The sequence below is a fragment of the Micrococcus lacusdianchii genome (assembly GCF_023155805.1).
GTDB lineage: Bacteria > Actinomycetota > Actinomycetes > Actinomycetales > Micrococcaceae > Micrococcus > Micrococcus lacusdianchii.
The window spans coordinates 56,681-72,203 of the sequence record NZ_JAKNUW010000010.1 but is presented as its reverse complement, the minus strand read 5'-3'; the positions used below and the strand labels follow the sequence as shown (position 1 = coordinate 72,203).

At 73.9% G+C, this 15,523-nt stretch carries 14 protein-coding genes; 7 read left to right on the top strand and 7 right to left on the bottom strand.

Annotated elements, in window-relative coordinates:
* Positions 1-96 precede the first annotated feature (96 nt).
* Positions 97-2,043 carry a LysM peptidoglycan-binding domain-containing protein gene (locus tag MA879_RS07885; protein WP_248124885.1) on the top strand — a complete coding sequence of 649 codons (1,947 nt, stop codon included), beginning with the start codon at positions 97-99 and terminating at the stop codon, positions 2,041-2,043.
* Positions 2,044-2,121: 78 nt separating this feature from the next.
* Here the strand turns inward: MA879_RS07885 and MA879_RS07880 are convergent, their stop codons facing one another.
* The 5 genes from MA879_RS07880 to MA879_RS07860 all read right to left on the bottom strand — a co-directional run bounded on the left by MA879_RS07880 (position 2,122) and on the right by MA879_RS07860 (position 7,287).
* Complete coding sequence (locus MA879_RS07880; protein ID WP_248124884.1) at positions 2,122-3,387, bottom strand: NAD(P)/FAD-dependent oxidoreductase; 1,266 nt, start codon at positions 3,385-3,387, stop codon at positions 2,122-2,124.
* Positions 3,384-3,719 (bottom strand): bifunctional 3-phenylpropionate/cinnamic acid dioxygenase ferredoxin subunit, encoded by a 336-nt coding sequence (locus MA879_RS07875; RefSeq protein WP_248124883.1) that lies wholly within the window; start codon positions 3,717-3,719, stop codon positions 3,384-3,386. The genes MA879_RS07880 and MA879_RS07875 overlap by 4 nt, the downstream gene beginning before the upstream one ends.
* Positions 3,720-3,933: 214 nt before the next feature.
* Positions 3,934-5,286: an NAD(P)-binding domain-containing protein gene (locus tag MA879_RS07870; RefSeq protein WP_248124881.1), complete on the bottom strand. Its 1,353-nt coding sequence runs from the start codon at positions 5,284-5,286 to the stop codon at positions 3,934-3,936.
* A 73-nt stretch (positions 5,287-5,359) separates the two neighbouring features.
* Complete coding sequence (locus tag MA879_RS07865; protein ID WP_248124880.1) at positions 5,360-6,490, bottom strand: histidinol-phosphate transaminase; 1,131 nt, start codon at positions 6,488-6,490, stop codon at positions 5,360-5,362.
* Positions 6,491-6,522: 32 nt separating this feature from the next.
* A complete protein-coding gene (locus tag MA879_RS07860; RefSeq protein ID WP_248124879.1) occupies positions 6,523-7,287 on the bottom strand; it encodes an IclR family transcriptional regulator in 765 nt (254 codons plus the stop codon).
* Positions 7,288-7,424: 137 nt separating this feature from the next.
* On the opposite strand from MA879_RS07860, the gene MA879_RS07855 reads away from it, so the two are divergent.
* Entirely contained in the window at positions 7,425-9,338 is a 1,914-nt protein-coding gene (locus MA879_RS07855) for an FAD-binding monooxygenase (RefSeq protein WP_248124878.1), read from the top strand.
* A 26-nt stretch (positions 9,339-9,364) separates the two neighbouring features.
* Here the strand turns inward: MA879_RS07855 and MA879_RS07850 are convergent, their stop codons facing one another.
* Together MA879_RS07850 and MA879_RS07845 are read right to left on the bottom strand one after the other, a co-directional pair.
* Positions 9,365-10,984: a hypothetical protein gene (locus MA879_RS07850; RefSeq protein ID WP_248124877.1), complete on the bottom strand. Its 1,620-nt coding sequence runs from the start codon at positions 10,982-10,984 to the stop codon at positions 9,365-9,367.
* Positions 10,981-11,418, bottom strand: a complete 438-nt coding sequence (locus tag MA879_RS07845) for a hypothetical protein (RefSeq protein WP_248124876.1) — start codon at positions 11,416-11,418, stop codon at positions 10,981-10,983. Before MA879_RS07845 ends, MA879_RS07850 begins: the two co-directional genes overlap by 4 nt.
* Before the next feature lie 249 nt (positions 11,419-11,667).
* Between MA879_RS07845 and paaA the strand changes: the two genes are divergently transcribed.
* From paaA to paaE, 5 genes are read left to right on the top strand one after another with little or no spacing between them, the layout of a single operon-like run.
* The gene (gene paaA, locus MA879_RS07840) at positions 11,668-12,675 is read left to right on the top strand and encodes a 1,2-phenylacetyl-CoA epoxidase subunit PaaA (protein WP_248124875.1); all 1,008 of its coding nucleotides are present in this window, start codon (positions 11,668-11,670) and stop codon (positions 12,673-12,675) included.
* 33 nt (positions 12,676-12,708) lie between these two features.
* Complete coding sequence (gene paaB, locus MA879_RS07835) at positions 12,709-13,017, top strand: 1,2-phenylacetyl-CoA epoxidase subunit PaaB (RefSeq protein ID WP_135029472.1); 309 nt, start codon at positions 12,709-12,711, stop codon at positions 13,015-13,017.
* On the top strand, positions 13,014-13,847 hold the full coding sequence (gene paaC / locus MA879_RS07830) for a 1,2-phenylacetyl-CoA epoxidase subunit PaaC (protein ID WP_248124873.1): 834 nt from the start codon (positions 13,014-13,016) through the stop codon (positions 13,845-13,847). The genes paaB and paaC overlap by 4 nt, the downstream gene beginning before the upstream one ends.
* Complete coding sequence (gene paaD / locus MA879_RS07825) at positions 13,844-14,353, top strand: 1,2-phenylacetyl-CoA epoxidase subunit PaaD (RefSeq protein WP_335342042.1); 510 nt, start codon at positions 13,844-13,846, stop codon at positions 14,351-14,353. Before paaC ends, paaD begins: the two co-directional genes overlap by 4 nt.
* Entirely contained in the window at positions 14,353-15,513 is a 1,161-nt protein-coding gene (paaE, locus tag MA879_RS07820) for a 1,2-phenylacetyl-CoA epoxidase subunit PaaE (protein WP_248124872.1), read from the top strand. The genes paaD and paaE overlap by 1 nt, the downstream gene beginning before the upstream one ends.
* Positions 15,514-15,523 lie beyond the last annotated feature (10 nt).

The window sequence follows — 15,523 nt, the reverse complement described above, 5'->3', positions numbered from 1 at the left end:
GCGGTGCCCCCCTCGGGCTCCCGTGCCGCACCGGGCACCGGGCGCCGCGTCACCCCCTCGCACTCCACCCCCGGCCCGTCCGTCGGAAGGCTTCCCATGCACCTGTCCTCGCCGCTCCCCGGTGCGCGCCCGCACCGCGCCCTGACCCCCGCCCTCGCGGTGGCCGTCCTCTCCGCCGCCGTCGGCGGCCTGCTGCCGTACGCCCCGACCCCGCAGGACCCCGCCGCCCCCGCGCCCGAGCGGACCGGCCGCACCGCGGCGGACGCGGCGGCGTGGACCGGCGCCGCGGACGCGCCCGTCGAGGCCGCGAAGGTCCGCGGCGAGGGCACCCGGCAGATCGCCCTCTCCGGCGTGGACGCGGACGCCCTCGGCGAGGACGCCCTGGCCGGCTTGGACGCGGACCAGCGCGACCGGCTGGCCGTTCTGAGCGCCCCGGTCACGGACACCCCGTTCACCGTGGTCGCCGCGGCGTGGGAGGCCGGCTCCGGCGAGGGCATCGAGTCCATGCAGGTCCGCCTGCACCAGGACGGCGCCTGGACGGGCTGGCAGGAGCTCGAGCGCACCGTGTGGACCGAGGACGTGCCGAGCGAGCGCACCGGCACGGACCCGCTCGTGGCGTTCGGCGCCACCGGGGCGCAGGTCCGCGTGGTGACCGCCGACGGCGCCGCCCCCGCGGGCTTCGAGCTCTCCCTGATCGACCCGGGCACCTCCGCCACGGACGAGGCCGTCGCCTCCCAGCCCACCCCCACCCTGGACAAGGTCGCCGAGACCGCCGCCCTCCCCCACGGGGTGAAGGCCGCCGCGCGCCCGGGCGCCGCGCAGGATGGGGCGGGGGCGCCGTCGTCGTCCGTGCCGCAGGCCACCATGGCGGCGAGCGCCGCCGACGCCCGCGCGAAGATTCTCCCGGACCTCATCACGCGCGCCCAGTGGGGCGCCGACGAGTCCTGGGCGCGCGACTCGACGCAGTTCTCCAGCGTCACGGCGCTGACCATCCACCACACGGCCGGCACCAACGGGTACACCCGCGCGCAGGCCGTGGAGCAGATGCGCGGCATCTACGCGTACTACACGAAGACCCTGAACTGGGGCGACTTCCCGTACCACCTGATCACGGACCGGTTCGGCAACATCTACGAGGGCCGACGCGGCGCGCTGACCTCGAACCCGTTGGGCACCCATGCCGGCGGCTTCAACACGGGCACCATGGGCATCTCCACGCTCGGCAACTACGACGTCGTGGCCCCCTCGCAGGAGGCCGTGGACGCGATGGCCCGGGCCGCCGCCTACTACGTGTACCGGGACGGCCTCGACGCGCACGGCACCGTCACCCTCACCACCGGCGGCACCGACATGTGGCCGGCTGGGTCCCGGGTCACGCTGGACACGATCTTCCCGCACCGGGCCACCAAGTACACCGCGTGCCCCGGGCAGTACCTGATGCCGCGCCTGGACGAGATCCGCGACGGCGCCGCGCGGATCGCCGCCGCGGCCGAGGGCACGACGACGCCGGCTCCCTCCCCGGTGCCGTACACCGGGGACACCTACACGGTGCAGCCGGGGGACGGCTGGTGGATCATCGCCCAGCGCACGGGGGTGTCCATGGCCGAGCTGCAGCGCCTCAACGGCATGACCGCCGACACGGAGCTGCACCCCGGCATGGTGCTCAGGACCTCGTCGGCGGCGTCCGACCCCGCGCCCGCCCCGGCGCCTGCGCCGGCCGACACGTACACGGTCCAGCCGAACGACGGCTGGTGGATCATCGCCCAGCGCACGGGGGTGTCCATGGCCGAGCTGCAGCGCCTCAACGGGATGACCGCCAGCACCGAGCTGCACCCGGGGATGATCCTGGTGACCGTCGAGAGCGGGCCCGCCCCCGCGCCCGCCCCGGCGCCTGCGCCGGCCGACACCTACACGGTCCAGCCGAACGACGGCTGGTGGATCATCTCCCAGCGCACCGGCGTGTCCATGACCGAGCTGCAGCGCCTCAACGGCATGACGGCCTCCACGCTGCTGCACCCGGGCATGGTCCTGCGCATCCGCTGACCGGTCGGCGCCTCCCCGCCCGTCCGACGACGTCGGCCCCCTCCGCGCGGAGGGGGCCGACGTCGTCGTGGGGCCGGCTCAGCCCCGCAGCAGCGCCCTGACCGGCACGTCCGGGTCGGCGAGGCGCGCCGGGTCCACGACGATGCCGCGGTCGATGATCCGGCGGGCCGCCTTGACGGCCGTCGGGTCGTCCACCGCGGCGGCGCCGGTCATGCGGCCGTCCGCGTCGAGGGCGAAGCCCGCCACCACGGTGCCGCGCACGGCGCGGTCCACGATCCGCCCGCCGGGGACGGGGAGCATCGACCCGGCGCCCTCCACGTGCACGCCGTGCCGGTCGGACCAGAACCAGGGCGTCCCGCGCGCGGGGACCTCCTCGCCGAGGATCGCCGCGGCGACGTCCTGACCGGAGTGCAGCGCCGGCTCCCAGTGGCGGGCGGCGGGGGGCGACGTCCCCTCAGTGCCCCGGCGGCGCACGGCGTCGCCGGCGGCGTACACCGCTCGGTGGGACGTGCGGCCTGCCGCGTCCACCAGGATCCCGCCGTCCACCTCGAGCCCGGCCGCCTCCGCCAGGGCGGTGTCCGGGGCGATCCCGACGGCGGCCACCACGAGGTCCGCCACCACGGAGGCCTCGGAGCCGTCCAGGCGGCGGACGTGCACCCGGTGGGGGGCCTCGGTGTCGTCGTGGTCGATCCGCGTGACCAGGCCCTCGAGCACGTCCACGCCGCGCTCGGCGTGCATGACGTGCAGGCGCGCGGCGAGCGCCGGGCCCACCGCGGTCAGGGCGGGCGCGGCGGTCGCGCTGACCAGCGTCACCTCCGCGAGGGCCTCCCGCGCGGCCGAGGCCACCTCGGCCCCCGTGAACCCGCCGCCGATCACGGTCACGCGCGTTCCGAAGTGCACGCGCGCGGCGATCCGCTCGGCGTCGGCCCGGGTGCGCAGCACGGCCACGTCGGGGTGGTCCCCGCCCGGCACGGCCAGGGGCCGGGGGCGGCCGCCGGGGGCCAGCACCACGGCGTCGGCGGTGAGCACGGCGCCGTCGTCGAGGACCACGCGGGGGCGGGCGGCGCCGTCGTCGTCGAGCTCGAGGCGCTCGGCGCGGCGGGCCACGAGCGCCACGCGGTGCTCGGCGAACCAGGGCGGCGGGGCGAGGAGCAGGCGGTGGGCGTCCGCGTCCCCGGTGAGGAACTCCTTGAACAGCGGCGGGCGATCATAGGGCAGGCCCTGCGGGTCCACGAGGGTCAGCTCGCCCTCGAACCCCCGACGGCGCAGCTCGCGCACCGCGGCGAACCCGGCCACCCCTCCGCCCACCACGAGGACGGAGCCCGGGCGGGCGGCGTCGGTCACGCGTCGTCCTGCACGGTGAGCCAGAGGTCGCCGTCGCGGACCTCCACGACGTGGGTGCCCACGGGCGTGGTGGCGGGCAGGGTCAGGGCCTCGCCGGTGCGCAGGTCGAAGCTCGCACCGTGCAGCGGGCACTCGATGCAGGCGCCCTCCACGAACCCCTCGGACAGCGCGTAGTCCTGGTGGGAGCAGGTGTCGTCGATGGCGTAGAACTCCCCGTCCTCCGCGTGGACGACGGCGATGTGGTCCTTGGTGCCGGTGGTCTCCTTCGGGACCACGAGGGACTCGCCCTCGGGGACGGCCGACGCCGGGCCGACGTTGATCTCGCGTGCCATGGGGGTGACCTCTCTTCCGCGGCGCGCGCCGTCGCCGTTCTCGGGTGCCGTGTCGGGGCCGGGGCGCCCGGCCCCGACCAGTCAATCAGAGATCCGGATGCGGACGGCAATGCCGCCGGCCCACGAATCGACTGCAGTTCTGACCCTTCTGACGGCCGTTCCGGACCTCAGAAGGGTCAGAACTGCAGTGGATTCGGAAGGGAGCGAGGCGAGGTCAGGACGGGAAGCGGCGCAGGTACTCCTCGAGGGAGTCGTCCGGGCGGCCCATCCAGGGCACCGGGTGCGGCGCGGCCAGCGTGCCGGTGACCGTCGAGCGGTGCCGGCGGTCACGGAACGTCCGGACGTCCGCGATCCGGGCGTCCCGCATCTCGAGGAACGTGCGCGCCACGGCCTCCACGTCCACCTCCGGGCAGTCCGTGCGCGAGGACAGGTCCCGGATGTACTCCCCCTGGTACGCCAGCGCCGCAGGCGGCCCGTCGATCCGCGTCATCCGCTCGAACCAGGCGTCCATGTCGGCCTGACGCTCGTCCGCGGCCGGCACCGGGACGCGGCCGAGCAGCACGTCGCGGGCGAAGAAGGCCTGCGCGTCCAGGAGCGTCAGGGTGAACAGCTGCTGGGTGGCGCCCAGGTAGAGCACGCGCGGGTCGGCGTGCCAGACCACGCCCTTCCACAGCCCGAGCGGGGCCAGCAGGTTCGGGCCGGCCAGCGCCAGCTCGCGCGGCAGGAAGGGGTAGTGGTGGCGGTAGCCGGTGCACAGCAGCACGGCGTCGTACTCGGCGGTGGAGCCGTCCGCGAAGGTGACCTCCGCACCGTCGAACCCCTGCACCTCGGGGGCCTCGTCCATGCCGGCCGGCCACGCGATGTCCTGCGGGCGGGCACGGTAGGCGGTGGTCACGTGGGCGGCGCCGGCGCGGTGCAGCTGCAGGGCCAGGTCCTGCCCGGAGTAGGAGGAGCCCACCACGAGCACGCGACGGCCCGTGTACGGCTCCGGGCTTCGGTAGTCGTGGGCGTGCTGGACCTGCCCGGGGAAGGTCTCCACGCCGGGCCAGGACGGCAGGTGCGGGGTGTGGAAGTGCCCGGTGGCCACCACGACGCGGTCGAACCGCTCGGTGACGGCCTCGCGCGTGACCAGGTCCTCCGAGGTCACCCCGAACCCGCCGTCGTCGAGCGGCTGCACCCAGCGGACGGCCGTGGCGAACCGGATCTGCGGGCGGATGCGCCCGGCCACCTCGGCCACCCGGCCCACGATGTAGTCCCGCATGGCCTCCCGCGGGAGGTACGAGGACACGGCGCGGCCGAAATGCGCATCGAACGGGTGGTCCGGGTACTCCATGCACTCCTTGGGCCCGTTGATCCACAGGTCCCGGTACATGGCGGAGTGCACGGGCTCGCCATACGCATCCGCACCGGTGCGCCAGTCCAGGTTCCACTGCCCGCCCCAGTCGTCCTGCCGCTCGAACGCCACGACCTCGGGGACCTCCGCGCCCGCGTCCTCGGCCAGGGCGAGGGCCCGCAGCAGGGACATGCCGGAGGGCCCGGCTCCGATCAGGGCGACGCGCTCACGCATGGGGTGCTCCTTTGGAGAGGGGATGGGGCGGCTCGGCCCGACCGTAGCACCCGAGCCCCACCCCGCCCCCGCGTCAGACCCCGAAGGCCCGCGCCACCTCGAGGAAGCGGTCATTCGCCTCGCGCTCGCCGATGCTCACGCGCACCCCCTCGCCCGCGAAGGCGCGCACGGAGAGCGCCTGCTCGCCGGCCGCGGCGGCGAACTCCGCCGCCCGCTCGCCCAGGGGCAGCCACACGAAGTTCGCATGGGTCTCGGGGACGTCCCAGCCGGCCTCGGCCAGGGTGGCGACCACGCGCTCGCGCTCGTCCACCACCGTCTGCACGCCCGCGAGCACCTCGTCCAGGTGGTCGAGCGAGGCGATCGCGGCCTGCTCCGCCACGGTGGACACCGCGAACGGCACGGCCACGGTGCGCAGGGCGGCGGTGATCTCCGGGCGGGACACCGAGTAGCCGACGCGCAGGTTGGCCAGGCCGTGGGCCTTGGAGAAGGTGCGCAGCACCACCACGTTGGCATGACGGCGGTACATGTCCAGGCCGCTCACGGCCCGCGGGTGGCGCACGAACTCCACGTACGCCTCGTCGATCACCACGAGCACGTGCGGCGGGACCTTGCCGAGGAAGTCCTCCACCTCGTCCGTGGTCAGGACGGGGCCGGTGGGGTTGTTCGGCGTGCACAGCAGCACCACGCGCGTGCGGTCGGTGATCGCGTCCAGCATGGCGGGCAGGTCGTGGCGGTGGTCCTCCGTCAGAGGCACCTGGACGTCCTTCGCCCCCGCGGAGCGGACCACGATCGGGTACGCCTCGAAGCTGCGCCACGCGAAGACGACCTCCTCCGGGGCGCCGGTCTCGCCGCCGTCGCCGGCGAACGCGGTGATCAGCTGGGAGAGCGCGCCCAGGGAGCCGGCGCCCGTGACGACGTCGTCCGCGGGCACCTCGAGGTGCGCGGCCAGGCGCTCGCGCAGGGCGGTGGAGAGCGGGTCCGGGTACCGGCACACCGGGCTCGCCGCGCCGGGGGCGCCCGTGACGACCTCGTGGATGCGCTCGAGGACCGCCGGCACGGGCGCGTGCGGGTTCTCGTTCGAGGACAGCTTGAACGGGGCCAGGCCCGGCACGGCGACCGGGGGCTTGCCCGCAGCGTAGGGCGGCAGCAGGCCCACCTTGGCGTGGGGGCGGACCTCGGCGGGGACGGCGGCGGCATCAGTCATGGGCCCGATGTTACGTGAGTGTGACAGCGCTCTCAGATCTCCCCGAGGGCGGCCGAGAGCCGCTGCGCGGCGGCCCCGAGCCGATCGCCGACGGCGGCCTGCTCCACCGAGGGCGCGGTGAACACGACGGCGAGCGCGGCCGGCATGCGCCCCGGCGCCGAGATGGGAGCGGCCACCGAGCCGACGCCGGTGATCACCTCGTCGCGTGACTGCGCCCAGCCGCGCGTGCGGGCCTCCTCGATCCTCGGGCCGGTGAGCGGGCCGGCCGCCCCACCGGCCTCGCGCCCCAGCCGGTCCCGCTCCTCCGGGGACAGCGCCGCCGCGATCGCGACGCCGGGCGCTCCGACCCCCAGCGGATGGCGCGTGCCGGGGCGCTGGGTCACGAGGTTGCCGCGCGGCGGCTCCACCGTGACGAGGGTCAGGCAGTCCCGGCCGTCCCACACCACCAGGAACGCGGTCATGCCGAGGTCCACGGAGACGGCCGTGAGCTCCGGCAGGGCGGCCGCCCGCAGATCCTGCTCCACGCCCCCGGCCAGGGTCACCAGTCCGGGGGCCCCGTGCACCAGGCCGGCCGCATCGCGCCGCAGCAGCCCGTGGATCTCGAAGGTGCGCAGCATCCGGTAGGCCACCGAGCGATGGACGTCCAGCGCCTCGGCGAGCTCGGCGATGCTCGGCGGCGTCGCGCGCTCGGCCACCGCCTCGAGCATCGTGAGCGCCCGGGAGAGCGTCTGGGAGGGGGCGTCGGGGCGGACGCCGACGGGCCGGGCGGGCGGGGCGTCCTGCGGGTCGGGCTGCACGTTCCTCCTCGGCGGCACTGTTGTGAACGGGATCACGTCCACGTACAGTCTGGCACGCGCGCGTTCCCTCTGCGAACGCCCTGTTCCGTGAGAGAACACTCCCCGCGCCCGCCGCCCCGGGCCGGAAAGGATCCCCGATGCTCTTCCATCACCACGGCTACGTCTCCACCGATCCCCGCATCCATCCGGCCGCGGGCGTCGGGCTCGACCGCCCCGCCGAGCTGCCGGACGAGATGGACGTGCTGATCGTCGGCTCGGGCCCGGCCGGCATGATCGCCGCCGCCCAGCTCGCGATGTTCCCGGACGTGCACACCCGCATCATCGAGCGCCGCCCCCGCCGCCTCGAGATCGGCCAGGCGGACGGCATCCAGGCGCGCTCCGTGGAGACCTTCCAGGCGTTCGGCTTCGCGAGCCAGATCATCGACGAGGCCTTCGACCTCACCTCCATGGCGTTCTGGAACCCGGACCCGGAGAACCCGGAGAACATCGTCCGCACGCAGCTCGCCGAGGACGATCCGGAGGGCGTCTCCGAGTTCCCCCACCTGATCGTGAACCAGGCCCGCATCCTGGACTGGTTCGCCGAGTACATGCAGAACTCCCCCTCCCGCATGGCCCCCGACTACGGCTGGGCCTTCGAGGGTCTCGACGACTCCGGCGAGGGCGAGCACCCGGTGACCGTCACCCTGCGCCGCACCGTGGACGTCGAGGGCAACCCCTTCGAGGACCCGGAGCAGGGCGAGCTACGCCGGGTGCGCGCCCGGTACGTGGTGGGCGCGGACGGCGCGGGCTCCCGGGTGCGCAAGGCGATCGGCCACTCACTCTCCGGCGACGCCGCCAACCACGCCTGGGGCGTGATGGACACCCTGGCTGTGACCGACTTCCCGGACATCCGCACCAAGTGCGCCATCCACTCGAGCCACGGCTCGATCCTGCACATCCCTCGCGAGGGCGGCCACCTGTTCCGCCTCTACGTGGACCTCGGCGTGGTGCCCGAGGACGACGGCGGCCGGGTGCGGCAGACGCCGCTCGAGGAGGTCATCCGCCGGGCGCAGCAGATCCTCCACCCCTACACCCTGGATGTGAAGGACGTGGCCTGGCACTCGGTGTACGAGGTGGGCCATCGGCTCACCTCCGGGTTCGACAACCGCGAGCGCGTCGGCACACCGAACGTGTTCCTGCTCGGCGATGCCTGCCACACCCACTCCGCCAAGGCCGGGCAGGGCATGAACGTGTCCATGCAGGACGGCTGGAACCTGGGGTGGAAGCTGGGCCAGGTGCTCTCCGGCATCGCGCCGGCCGAGCTGGTCCCGACCTACGGCGACGAGCGCAAGGACATCGCCAAGAACCTGATCGACTTCGACAAGGAGTGGTCGACGCTCATGGCGAAGCCCACCTCGGAGCTGGGCGACCCCAACGAGGTGGCGGAGTTCTACACCAAGACCGCCGAGTTCCCCGCGGGCTTAATGACCGAGTACCAGCCGTCCCTCCTCACCACGGACGGCACCGGCCAGGAGCTGGCCACGGGCTTCCCGATCGGCAAGCGGTTCACGTCCGCGCTCGTGGAGCGCTCGTGCGACACCAACGTGAAGCACCTCGGCCACCTGCACCGCGCGGACGGCCGCTGGCGCGTCTACGTGTTCGCCGACGCCGCCGCCCCGCAGGACGCGGAATCGAAGGTCGCCGCGTGGGCGCGGGCGGTCGAGGAGGACCCGCAGTCCTTCCGCAACCGCCACACCCCGTCCGACGGGCCGCAGGACGCGCGGTTCGACGTCAAGGTGGTCTACCAGCAGAAGCAGACCGAGTTCGCCCACCCGGACGTCCCGGCCGTGTTCCGCCCAACCACCGGACCCCTGGGGCTGATCGATGTGAACAACATCTTCGCCACGTGCCGGGCCAAGCACGGCCCGGACATCTTCGAGGTCCGCGGCATCAGCCGGGACGGCGCCGTCGTCGTGGTCCGCCCGGACCACTACGTGTCCGGCGTCTTCGGCCTGGACGAGGTGGAGCGCCTCAACGCGTTCTTCGCCGGCGTGCTGCTCGACGCCCGCTGAGCGCGCGCCCGCGCCTCGGGGCCGGCTCACGGATACAGGCGCTCCGGGGGCACCACGTCCGCGCGGGTGGCCCGCCGCCGGCGCCGCAGGGTGACCTGGGTGGCGGACTCGACCCGCCCGGCGGTCAGCCCGGCGAGCGCGGCCAGGATGCCCTGCTCCTGGACGCGCAGGGCCGGGTCGGCGGCCTCGTACTCGGCCGCGGCGGCGCGGTAGGCCTCGAGGGAGTGCTCGCTCCCGCCGCCGGCGACCGCGTCCACCCAGCGGCCCGGCGCGGCGAGCAGCTCCCGCACCTGCCCCGCGGGGTCCTCGGCCATCGCGTGCCACAGCGACTCCGCGGCCCCCTCCCGCACCGCGTCGGGCCGGGTGTCCGCCATGGTCACCGTGGCCCAGTCCGTCGAGGCCGCGTTGGGCCCGCCGTCCAGTCCCGTCATCACGTCCGTCTCCCGCTGCAGGCTGAGCACGGGCGTGCCGGGACGCGGGGTCAGGGAGCCGCCGGGCGCGCCGACCGTCACCGCTCCCCCGGCCCGCCACCGGGACGTGACGTCCGGGTGGCCCGTCATGTTCACCGCGTGCATGCCGCCGGCCGAGTAGCCGACGAACACCACCGTGGCCCCCTCCGGCACGCCCGCCAGCTCGAGCGCCTGCGCGAGCCCCTCGCCCGCGCGGGCGGAGCCGCCGGCGTACGCGTCCGCGACGCCGTAGACATCCATCCAGTTGGTGGAGCCGTCTTCAGCGGTCTCCCGCTCCTGCGTGCCGGGCAGCCCGACCACCCAGGTCCGTTCCCCGGTGTCCGATGCCACCACGGCCGTGACCGTGACGGCGCCGGCCGGGGCGTCGTCGCCGGGCACCAGGGAGAGCAGGTCCGTCACGCTCCCATCGAGGCGCGCGGGCGCGGGGGCCGGCTCAGCCGCCACGGGCAGCACGGCCGCGTTCTCGGCCGCGTCCACCACGCGCGCCGCGAGGCCGGAGAGCGTGGCATGGTCGACCAGCTCCCCCGCTGACGTGTCCAGCACGACGTCGGCCGTCGCCTCGAGTGTGGTCCCCAACGCATTGTCGAGCACCCTGTCCACCCACGGGATGCGCTGGGCCACCGCGACGAGCGGGCCGATGAAGGGGGCCTTCGACAGGGCCGCCTCGGCCGGGCCTGCCAGCTTCTCGCCCGCGAGCCGCTCCAGGAGGGCGTCCGGCGCCTGACGCAGCACGAACTCCACGTCCGAGGCCGTGACCCCGTTCCGGCCAGCGTTGAACATCCACGCGGTCAGCGCCTCGACGCCGAGGTCCTGGGTGTCCATGACGCCGGCGGCGCCCCGCTCGGCGGCTCGGTACCCCTCAGCGGCGTGGGCCAGGGCGTTCCCCGCCTCCTCGAGCCGGCCTGCCAGCGCGCGGCAGGCCCGGTCGCCCTCGGTCAGGCGCACCGACAGCCGCGCGGCGGACGGGGCCACGGCCACGGCCAGCGCGAGCCCGTCGAGCATCCGGCGGACGTCCGCGGCGATCCGCAGTGCCGTGCCCGCCTGGTCGCGGCGGCGGGCGGCGAGCGCCTCGAGGGCGTCCAGGTCGGCGAAGACCGACGCCGGGCCGCCGACGGTGCGGAAGGGAGGAGCAGGTGCCACGGCGGGCGCCGGGGAGGGGACGGACGCGGCGGTCATGCGGCGACCGCCAGCGCGCGCAGGGTGATCGTGGCCGTCTCCTCCGCCTGCCGGACGCGGTGCTCCGCGTCGAGCCGGGCCTGCCCGGCCTCATGCAGGGCACCCTGGAGCAGGGCGAGCCACTCCAGGGCCTCGTCCACGCGGGCTTCGGCGGCGCCGTGGAGGGCCCGGGCCGTGTCCGCGTGGCGCCGTCCGGCTTCCGAGCGCCACGCCACATCCACGCTGGCGCGCACTCCCGCCGCCAGGGACTGGGCCTCGGCGAAGATCGCCCGCAGCTGAGCCTGCAGGTCGGTCAGCGCACCCTCGGCGTGCCGCGCCGCGGTCAGGTCCGTGTGGGCGGAGGTGAGGCGGACGCCGAGGCGCGCGGCGTCGTCGTGCAGACCGGCGGCCACCAGGCCGCGCAACAGGGCCGCAATCGGAGGAGGAAGGCTCATGGCCGCAACGCTAGGCCGCGCCTGAGACCAGGGTGAGGGACCTCCGAGGGGGTCGTGGACGACATCCGGCAGGAGGGGCCCTGTGCAGGAGCGGACGCCCGTCCCTGCCCGGCGGTGCCCGCCCAGGGGAGTGTTGACGCGCGTCACACCAGTCCCTATCCTGAACGAGCGGTCAGTAATTCGCCGCCCCGGCGGCACGGCCCCTGGCCCCGCAAGCCCTGTATCCGCACTCAGCGTGAGGTGAACCCCATGACGCAGACCACCAGCTCCCCGAGCCCGGCGTCCGTGCCGTCCCCCGAGGATGCGGCCGGCCAGGAGAACTTCGACCGCCTGATCGCGCAGGACTCGCGCATCGAGCCCCGCGACTGGATGCCGCAGGCCTACCGCAAGTCCCTGACCCGCCAGGTCTCCCAGCACGCGCACTCCGAGATCATCGGCATGCAGCCGGAGGCCAACTGGATCACCCGCGCCCCCTCCCTGAAGCGCAAGGCGATCCTCATGGCCAAGGTCCAGGACGAGGCCGGCCACGGCCTGTACCTGTACTCCGCCGCCGAGACCCTCGGCACCCCGCGGGACGAGTTGAACGAGCAGCTGCTCTCCGGCCGCGCGAAGTACTCCTCGATCTTCAACTACCCGGCCCGCACCTGGGCGGACATGGGCGCGATCGGCTGGCTCGTCGACGGCGCCGCCATCTGCAACCAGGTGCCGCTGTGCCGCGCCTCCTACGGCCCGTACGGCCGCGCCATGGTGCGCATCTGCAAGGAGGAGTCGTTCCATCAGCGCCAGGGCTGGGAGATCCTCTTCGAGCTCTCCCACGGCACCCCGGAGCAGAAGCAGATGGCCCAGGACGCGGTGGACCGCACGTACGGCCCGGCCCTGCAGATGTTCGGACCGCCGGACGCCGACTCCCCGAACTCCCAGCAGTCCATGGCCTGGAAGGTCAAGCGCTTCTCCAACGACGAGCTGCGCCAGCGCTTCGTGGACATGATCGTCCCGCAGGCCGAGGCCCTGGGCCTGACCCTGCCGGACCCGGACCTGAAGTGGAACGAGGAGCGCGGCCACTACGACTTCGGCCCGCTGGACTGGGACGAGTTCACGGACGTCATCAAGGGCAACGGCCCGATGAACGCCCAGCGCATGGCCCGCCGCATCCAGGCCCACGAGGAGGGCGCCTGGGTCCGTGAGGCCGCCGCCGCCTACGCCCGCCGCCAGGCCGAGCAGAACGCGCCGGCCGACACCCAGCTGATCGGAGCCTGAGCCATGTCCGAGATCGAGAACCAGGCGGCTCAGATGCCGGCCAAGGACGACACCGCCGCGAACAACGAGTGGCCGCTCTGGGAGGTCTTCGTCCGCGCGAACCGCGGCCTCTCCCACGTGCACGCCGGCTCGCTGCACGCCCCGGACGCCACCATGGCGCTGCGCAACGCGCGCGACCTGTACACGCGCCGCAACGAGGGCACCTCCGTGTGGGTTGTCCCCGCGGACGCCGTGGCCGCGTCCGACCCCGACTCCAAGGGCGGCTTCTTCGAGTCGCCGCAGGGCAAGTCCTACCGCCACGCGACCTACTACCAGAAGTCCGAGGGGGTGCCGCACCTGTGAGCTTCGCGACCAACGACACGGCCACCAAGCACTCCGCCGGCGTCGCCATCACCGCCGAGGAGATCGCCGCGGGCGAGCAGCGGGCCCCGGAGGACGTGGCCCGCTACGCCCTCGCCCTCGGCGACGACGCCCTGATGCTCGGCCAGCGCCTGTCCTGGTGGATCTCGCGCGCCCCGGAGCTCGAGGAGGACATCGCCCTGGGCAACATCGCCCTGGACCTCGTGGGCCACGCCCGCTTCCTCCTCTCCTACGCCGGCACCGCGTGGGGCAGGACCGAGGACGAGCTCGCGTACTTCCGCGACGAGGAGGAGTTCCGCTCCGTCCGCCTCGTGGAGGCCGAGAACGGCGACTTCGGCAGGACGATCGCCCGTCAGCTCTACTACTCGTTCTACGCGTACGAGCTGTACTCCCGGCTGCGCGAGTCCACGGACGCCACGCTCGCCGCGATCGCGGACAAGGCCCTCAAGGAGGTCCTGTACCACCAGGACCACGCCGAGCAGTGGCTCAACCGCCTGGGCCTGGGCACCGAGGAGTCGGCGCGCCGCATGCAGCGCGGCCTGGACGAGCTGTGGCCCTACGTGCCCGAGCTCTTCCACGACGACGACGTCACCCGCCCCCTCGCGGAGCAGGGCGTGGCCGTCCTGCCGTCCTCGCTCGAGGAGCCCACGATGACCCGCATCCGCGCGGCCATCGAGGAGGCCGGCCTGACCGTGCCGACGACGGGCACCGCCCGCGGCGGCGACCGCTCCGGTGAGATGAGCGAGTACCGCGGCTACATCCTCGCGGAGATGCAGTCCCTGGCCCGCCGTCACCCGGGGGCCTCCTGGTGACCACAGCCAGCGAGCTGCGCCCCGCCGATCCCGCGGACGCGCGGGTCTGGGATGCGGCCTCCACCGTGCACGACCCGGAGATCCCCGTCTTGTCCATCGCGGACCTGGGGATCCTCCGGGACGCGCGCGCCGAGGGCGAGACGGCCGTCGTCGTCATCACCCCCACGTACTCCGGGTGCCCCGCCATGGACACCATCACCAGGGACGTCTCCCGCGCCCTCAGGAGCGCCGGGTTCGAGGACGCCGAGGTGCGTCTGGTGCTCCAGCCGGCGTGGACCACGGACTGGATGACGGACGAGGGCAAGGCCAAGCTGGCCGAGTACGGGATCGCCCCGCCCGCGGCCCGCACCGTGGACGGACCCGTGCGGATCGGCCTGGCCGTGAAGTGCCCGCGCTGCCACTCCCTCGACACCCGTGAGATCACCCGCTTCGGCTCCACGTCCTGCAAGGCGCTGTACACCTGCCGGGACTGCCTGGAGCCCTTCGACTACTTCAAGGTGCACTGATGACCGAGACCACCGCCGCCCCCGCCAAGCGCCGCGCGACGTTCAACACCCTCGAGGTGTCCGAGCTGCGCCGGCTCACCGACGACTCCGTGGAGGTGACCTTCGCGGTCCCCGAGGAGCTCGCGGACGACTACGACTACCTGCCGGGCCAGTACGTGGCCCTGCGCAAGGAGATCGACGGCGCCGAGCTGCGCCGCTCGTACTCGATCTGCGCCGTGCCGCAGCGCGGCGAGATCCGTGTGGCGGTGAAGAAGGACATCGGCGGCACGTTCTCCACGTGGGCGAACGAGCGCCTCGAGGTGGGCGAGGAGATCGACGTGATGAACCCGCAGGGCGCGTTCACCTCCCGCACGGGCATCACCTCCATGAACAACCCGGACGCCGTGGCGGCGCAGGCCGTGAAGGACGGCCAGGTCGACCTGGTGGCCCTGGCCGCCGGCTCGGGCATTACCCCGATCATGGCGATCGCCAAGTCGGTGCTGGCCGCGTCCGAGACCGCCCGCTTCAGCCTCATCTACGCGAACCGCTCCGCCATGGACGTGATGTTCGCGGAGGAGATCGGCGACCTCAAGGACAAGCACCCGTCCCGCTTCGCCGTCTACCACGTGCTCTCCCGCGAGCAGCGGGTGGCCCCGCTGCTGTCCGGGCGCATCGACGCCGAGAAGCTCGAGACGCTGCTGGACCGCGTGATCGACGTGGAGAACACGGACGAGTGGTTCCTGTGCGGCCCGTTCGAGCTCGTCCAGATGGCCCGGGACACGCTCTCCGAGCGCGGCGTGGCCGACGACGACGTCCGCTTCGAGCTGTTCACCACCGGCCGTCCGGAGCGCCCGCAGGGCGACGCGGGCCGCCCGATCGAGGCCGACCCCTCGGGCGACAACGTGACCATCGAGTTCACCCTCGACGGCACCACCGGCAGGGTGGAGTCCCCGAAGTCCGCGCACGAGACGATCCTCAACGCTGCCCTCCGCGTGCGCTCCGACGTCCCGTTCGCGTGCGCCGGCGGCGTGTGCGGCACCTGTCGCGCCAAGGTCACCGAGGGCGAGTTCACGATGGAGGAGAACTACGCGCTCGAGAAGGACGAGGTGGACAACGGGTACATCCTGACCTGCCAGACCCGTCCCACCGGCGACGCCATCACCGTCGACTTCGACGCGTGAGCGGCCAGGA

What these genes read in the sequence shown, in the direction of transcription:
- MA879_RS07885 (WP_248124885.1), top strand. Translation starts at nt 97, where the DNA reads ATGCACCTGTCCTCGCCGCTCCCCGGTGCGCGCCCGCACCGCGCCCTG.
- MA879_RS07875 (WP_248124883.1), bottom strand. Translation starts at nt 3,719, where the DNA reads ATGGCACGCGAGATCAACGTCGGCCCGGCGTCGGCCGTCCCCGAGGGC.
- MA879_RS07870 (WP_248124881.1), bottom strand. Translation starts at nt 5,286, where the DNA reads ATGCGTGAGCGCGTCGCCCTGATCGGAGCCGGGCCCTCCGGCATGTCC.
- MA879_RS07865 (WP_248124880.1), bottom strand. Translation starts at nt 6,490, where the DNA reads ATGACTGATGCCGCCGCCGTCCCCGCCGAGGTCCGCCCCCACGCCAAG.
- MA879_RS07855 (WP_248124878.1), top strand. Translation starts at nt 7,425, where the DNA reads ATGCTCTTCCATCACCACGGCTACGTCTCCACCGATCCCCGCATCCAT.
- MA879_RS07850 (WP_248124877.1), bottom strand. Translation starts at nt 10,984, where the DNA reads ATGACCGCCGCGTCCGTCCCCTCCCCGGCGCCCGCCGTGGCACCTGCT.
- MA879_RS07845 (WP_248124876.1), bottom strand. Translation starts at nt 11,418, where the DNA reads ATGAGCCTTCCTCCTCCGATTGCGGCCCTGTTGCGCGGCCTGGTGGCC.
- paaA (WP_248124875.1), top strand. Translation starts at nt 11,668, where the DNA reads ATGACGCAGACCACCAGCTCCCCGAGCCCGGCGTCCGTGCCGTCCCCC.
- paaB (WP_135029472.1), top strand. Translation starts at nt 12,709, where the DNA reads ATGCCGGCCAAGGACGACACCGCCGCGAACAACGAGTGGCCGCTCTGG.
- paaE (WP_248124872.1), top strand. Translation starts at nt 14,353, where the DNA reads ATGACCGAGACCACCGCCGCCCCCGCCAAGCGCCGCGCGACGTTCAAC.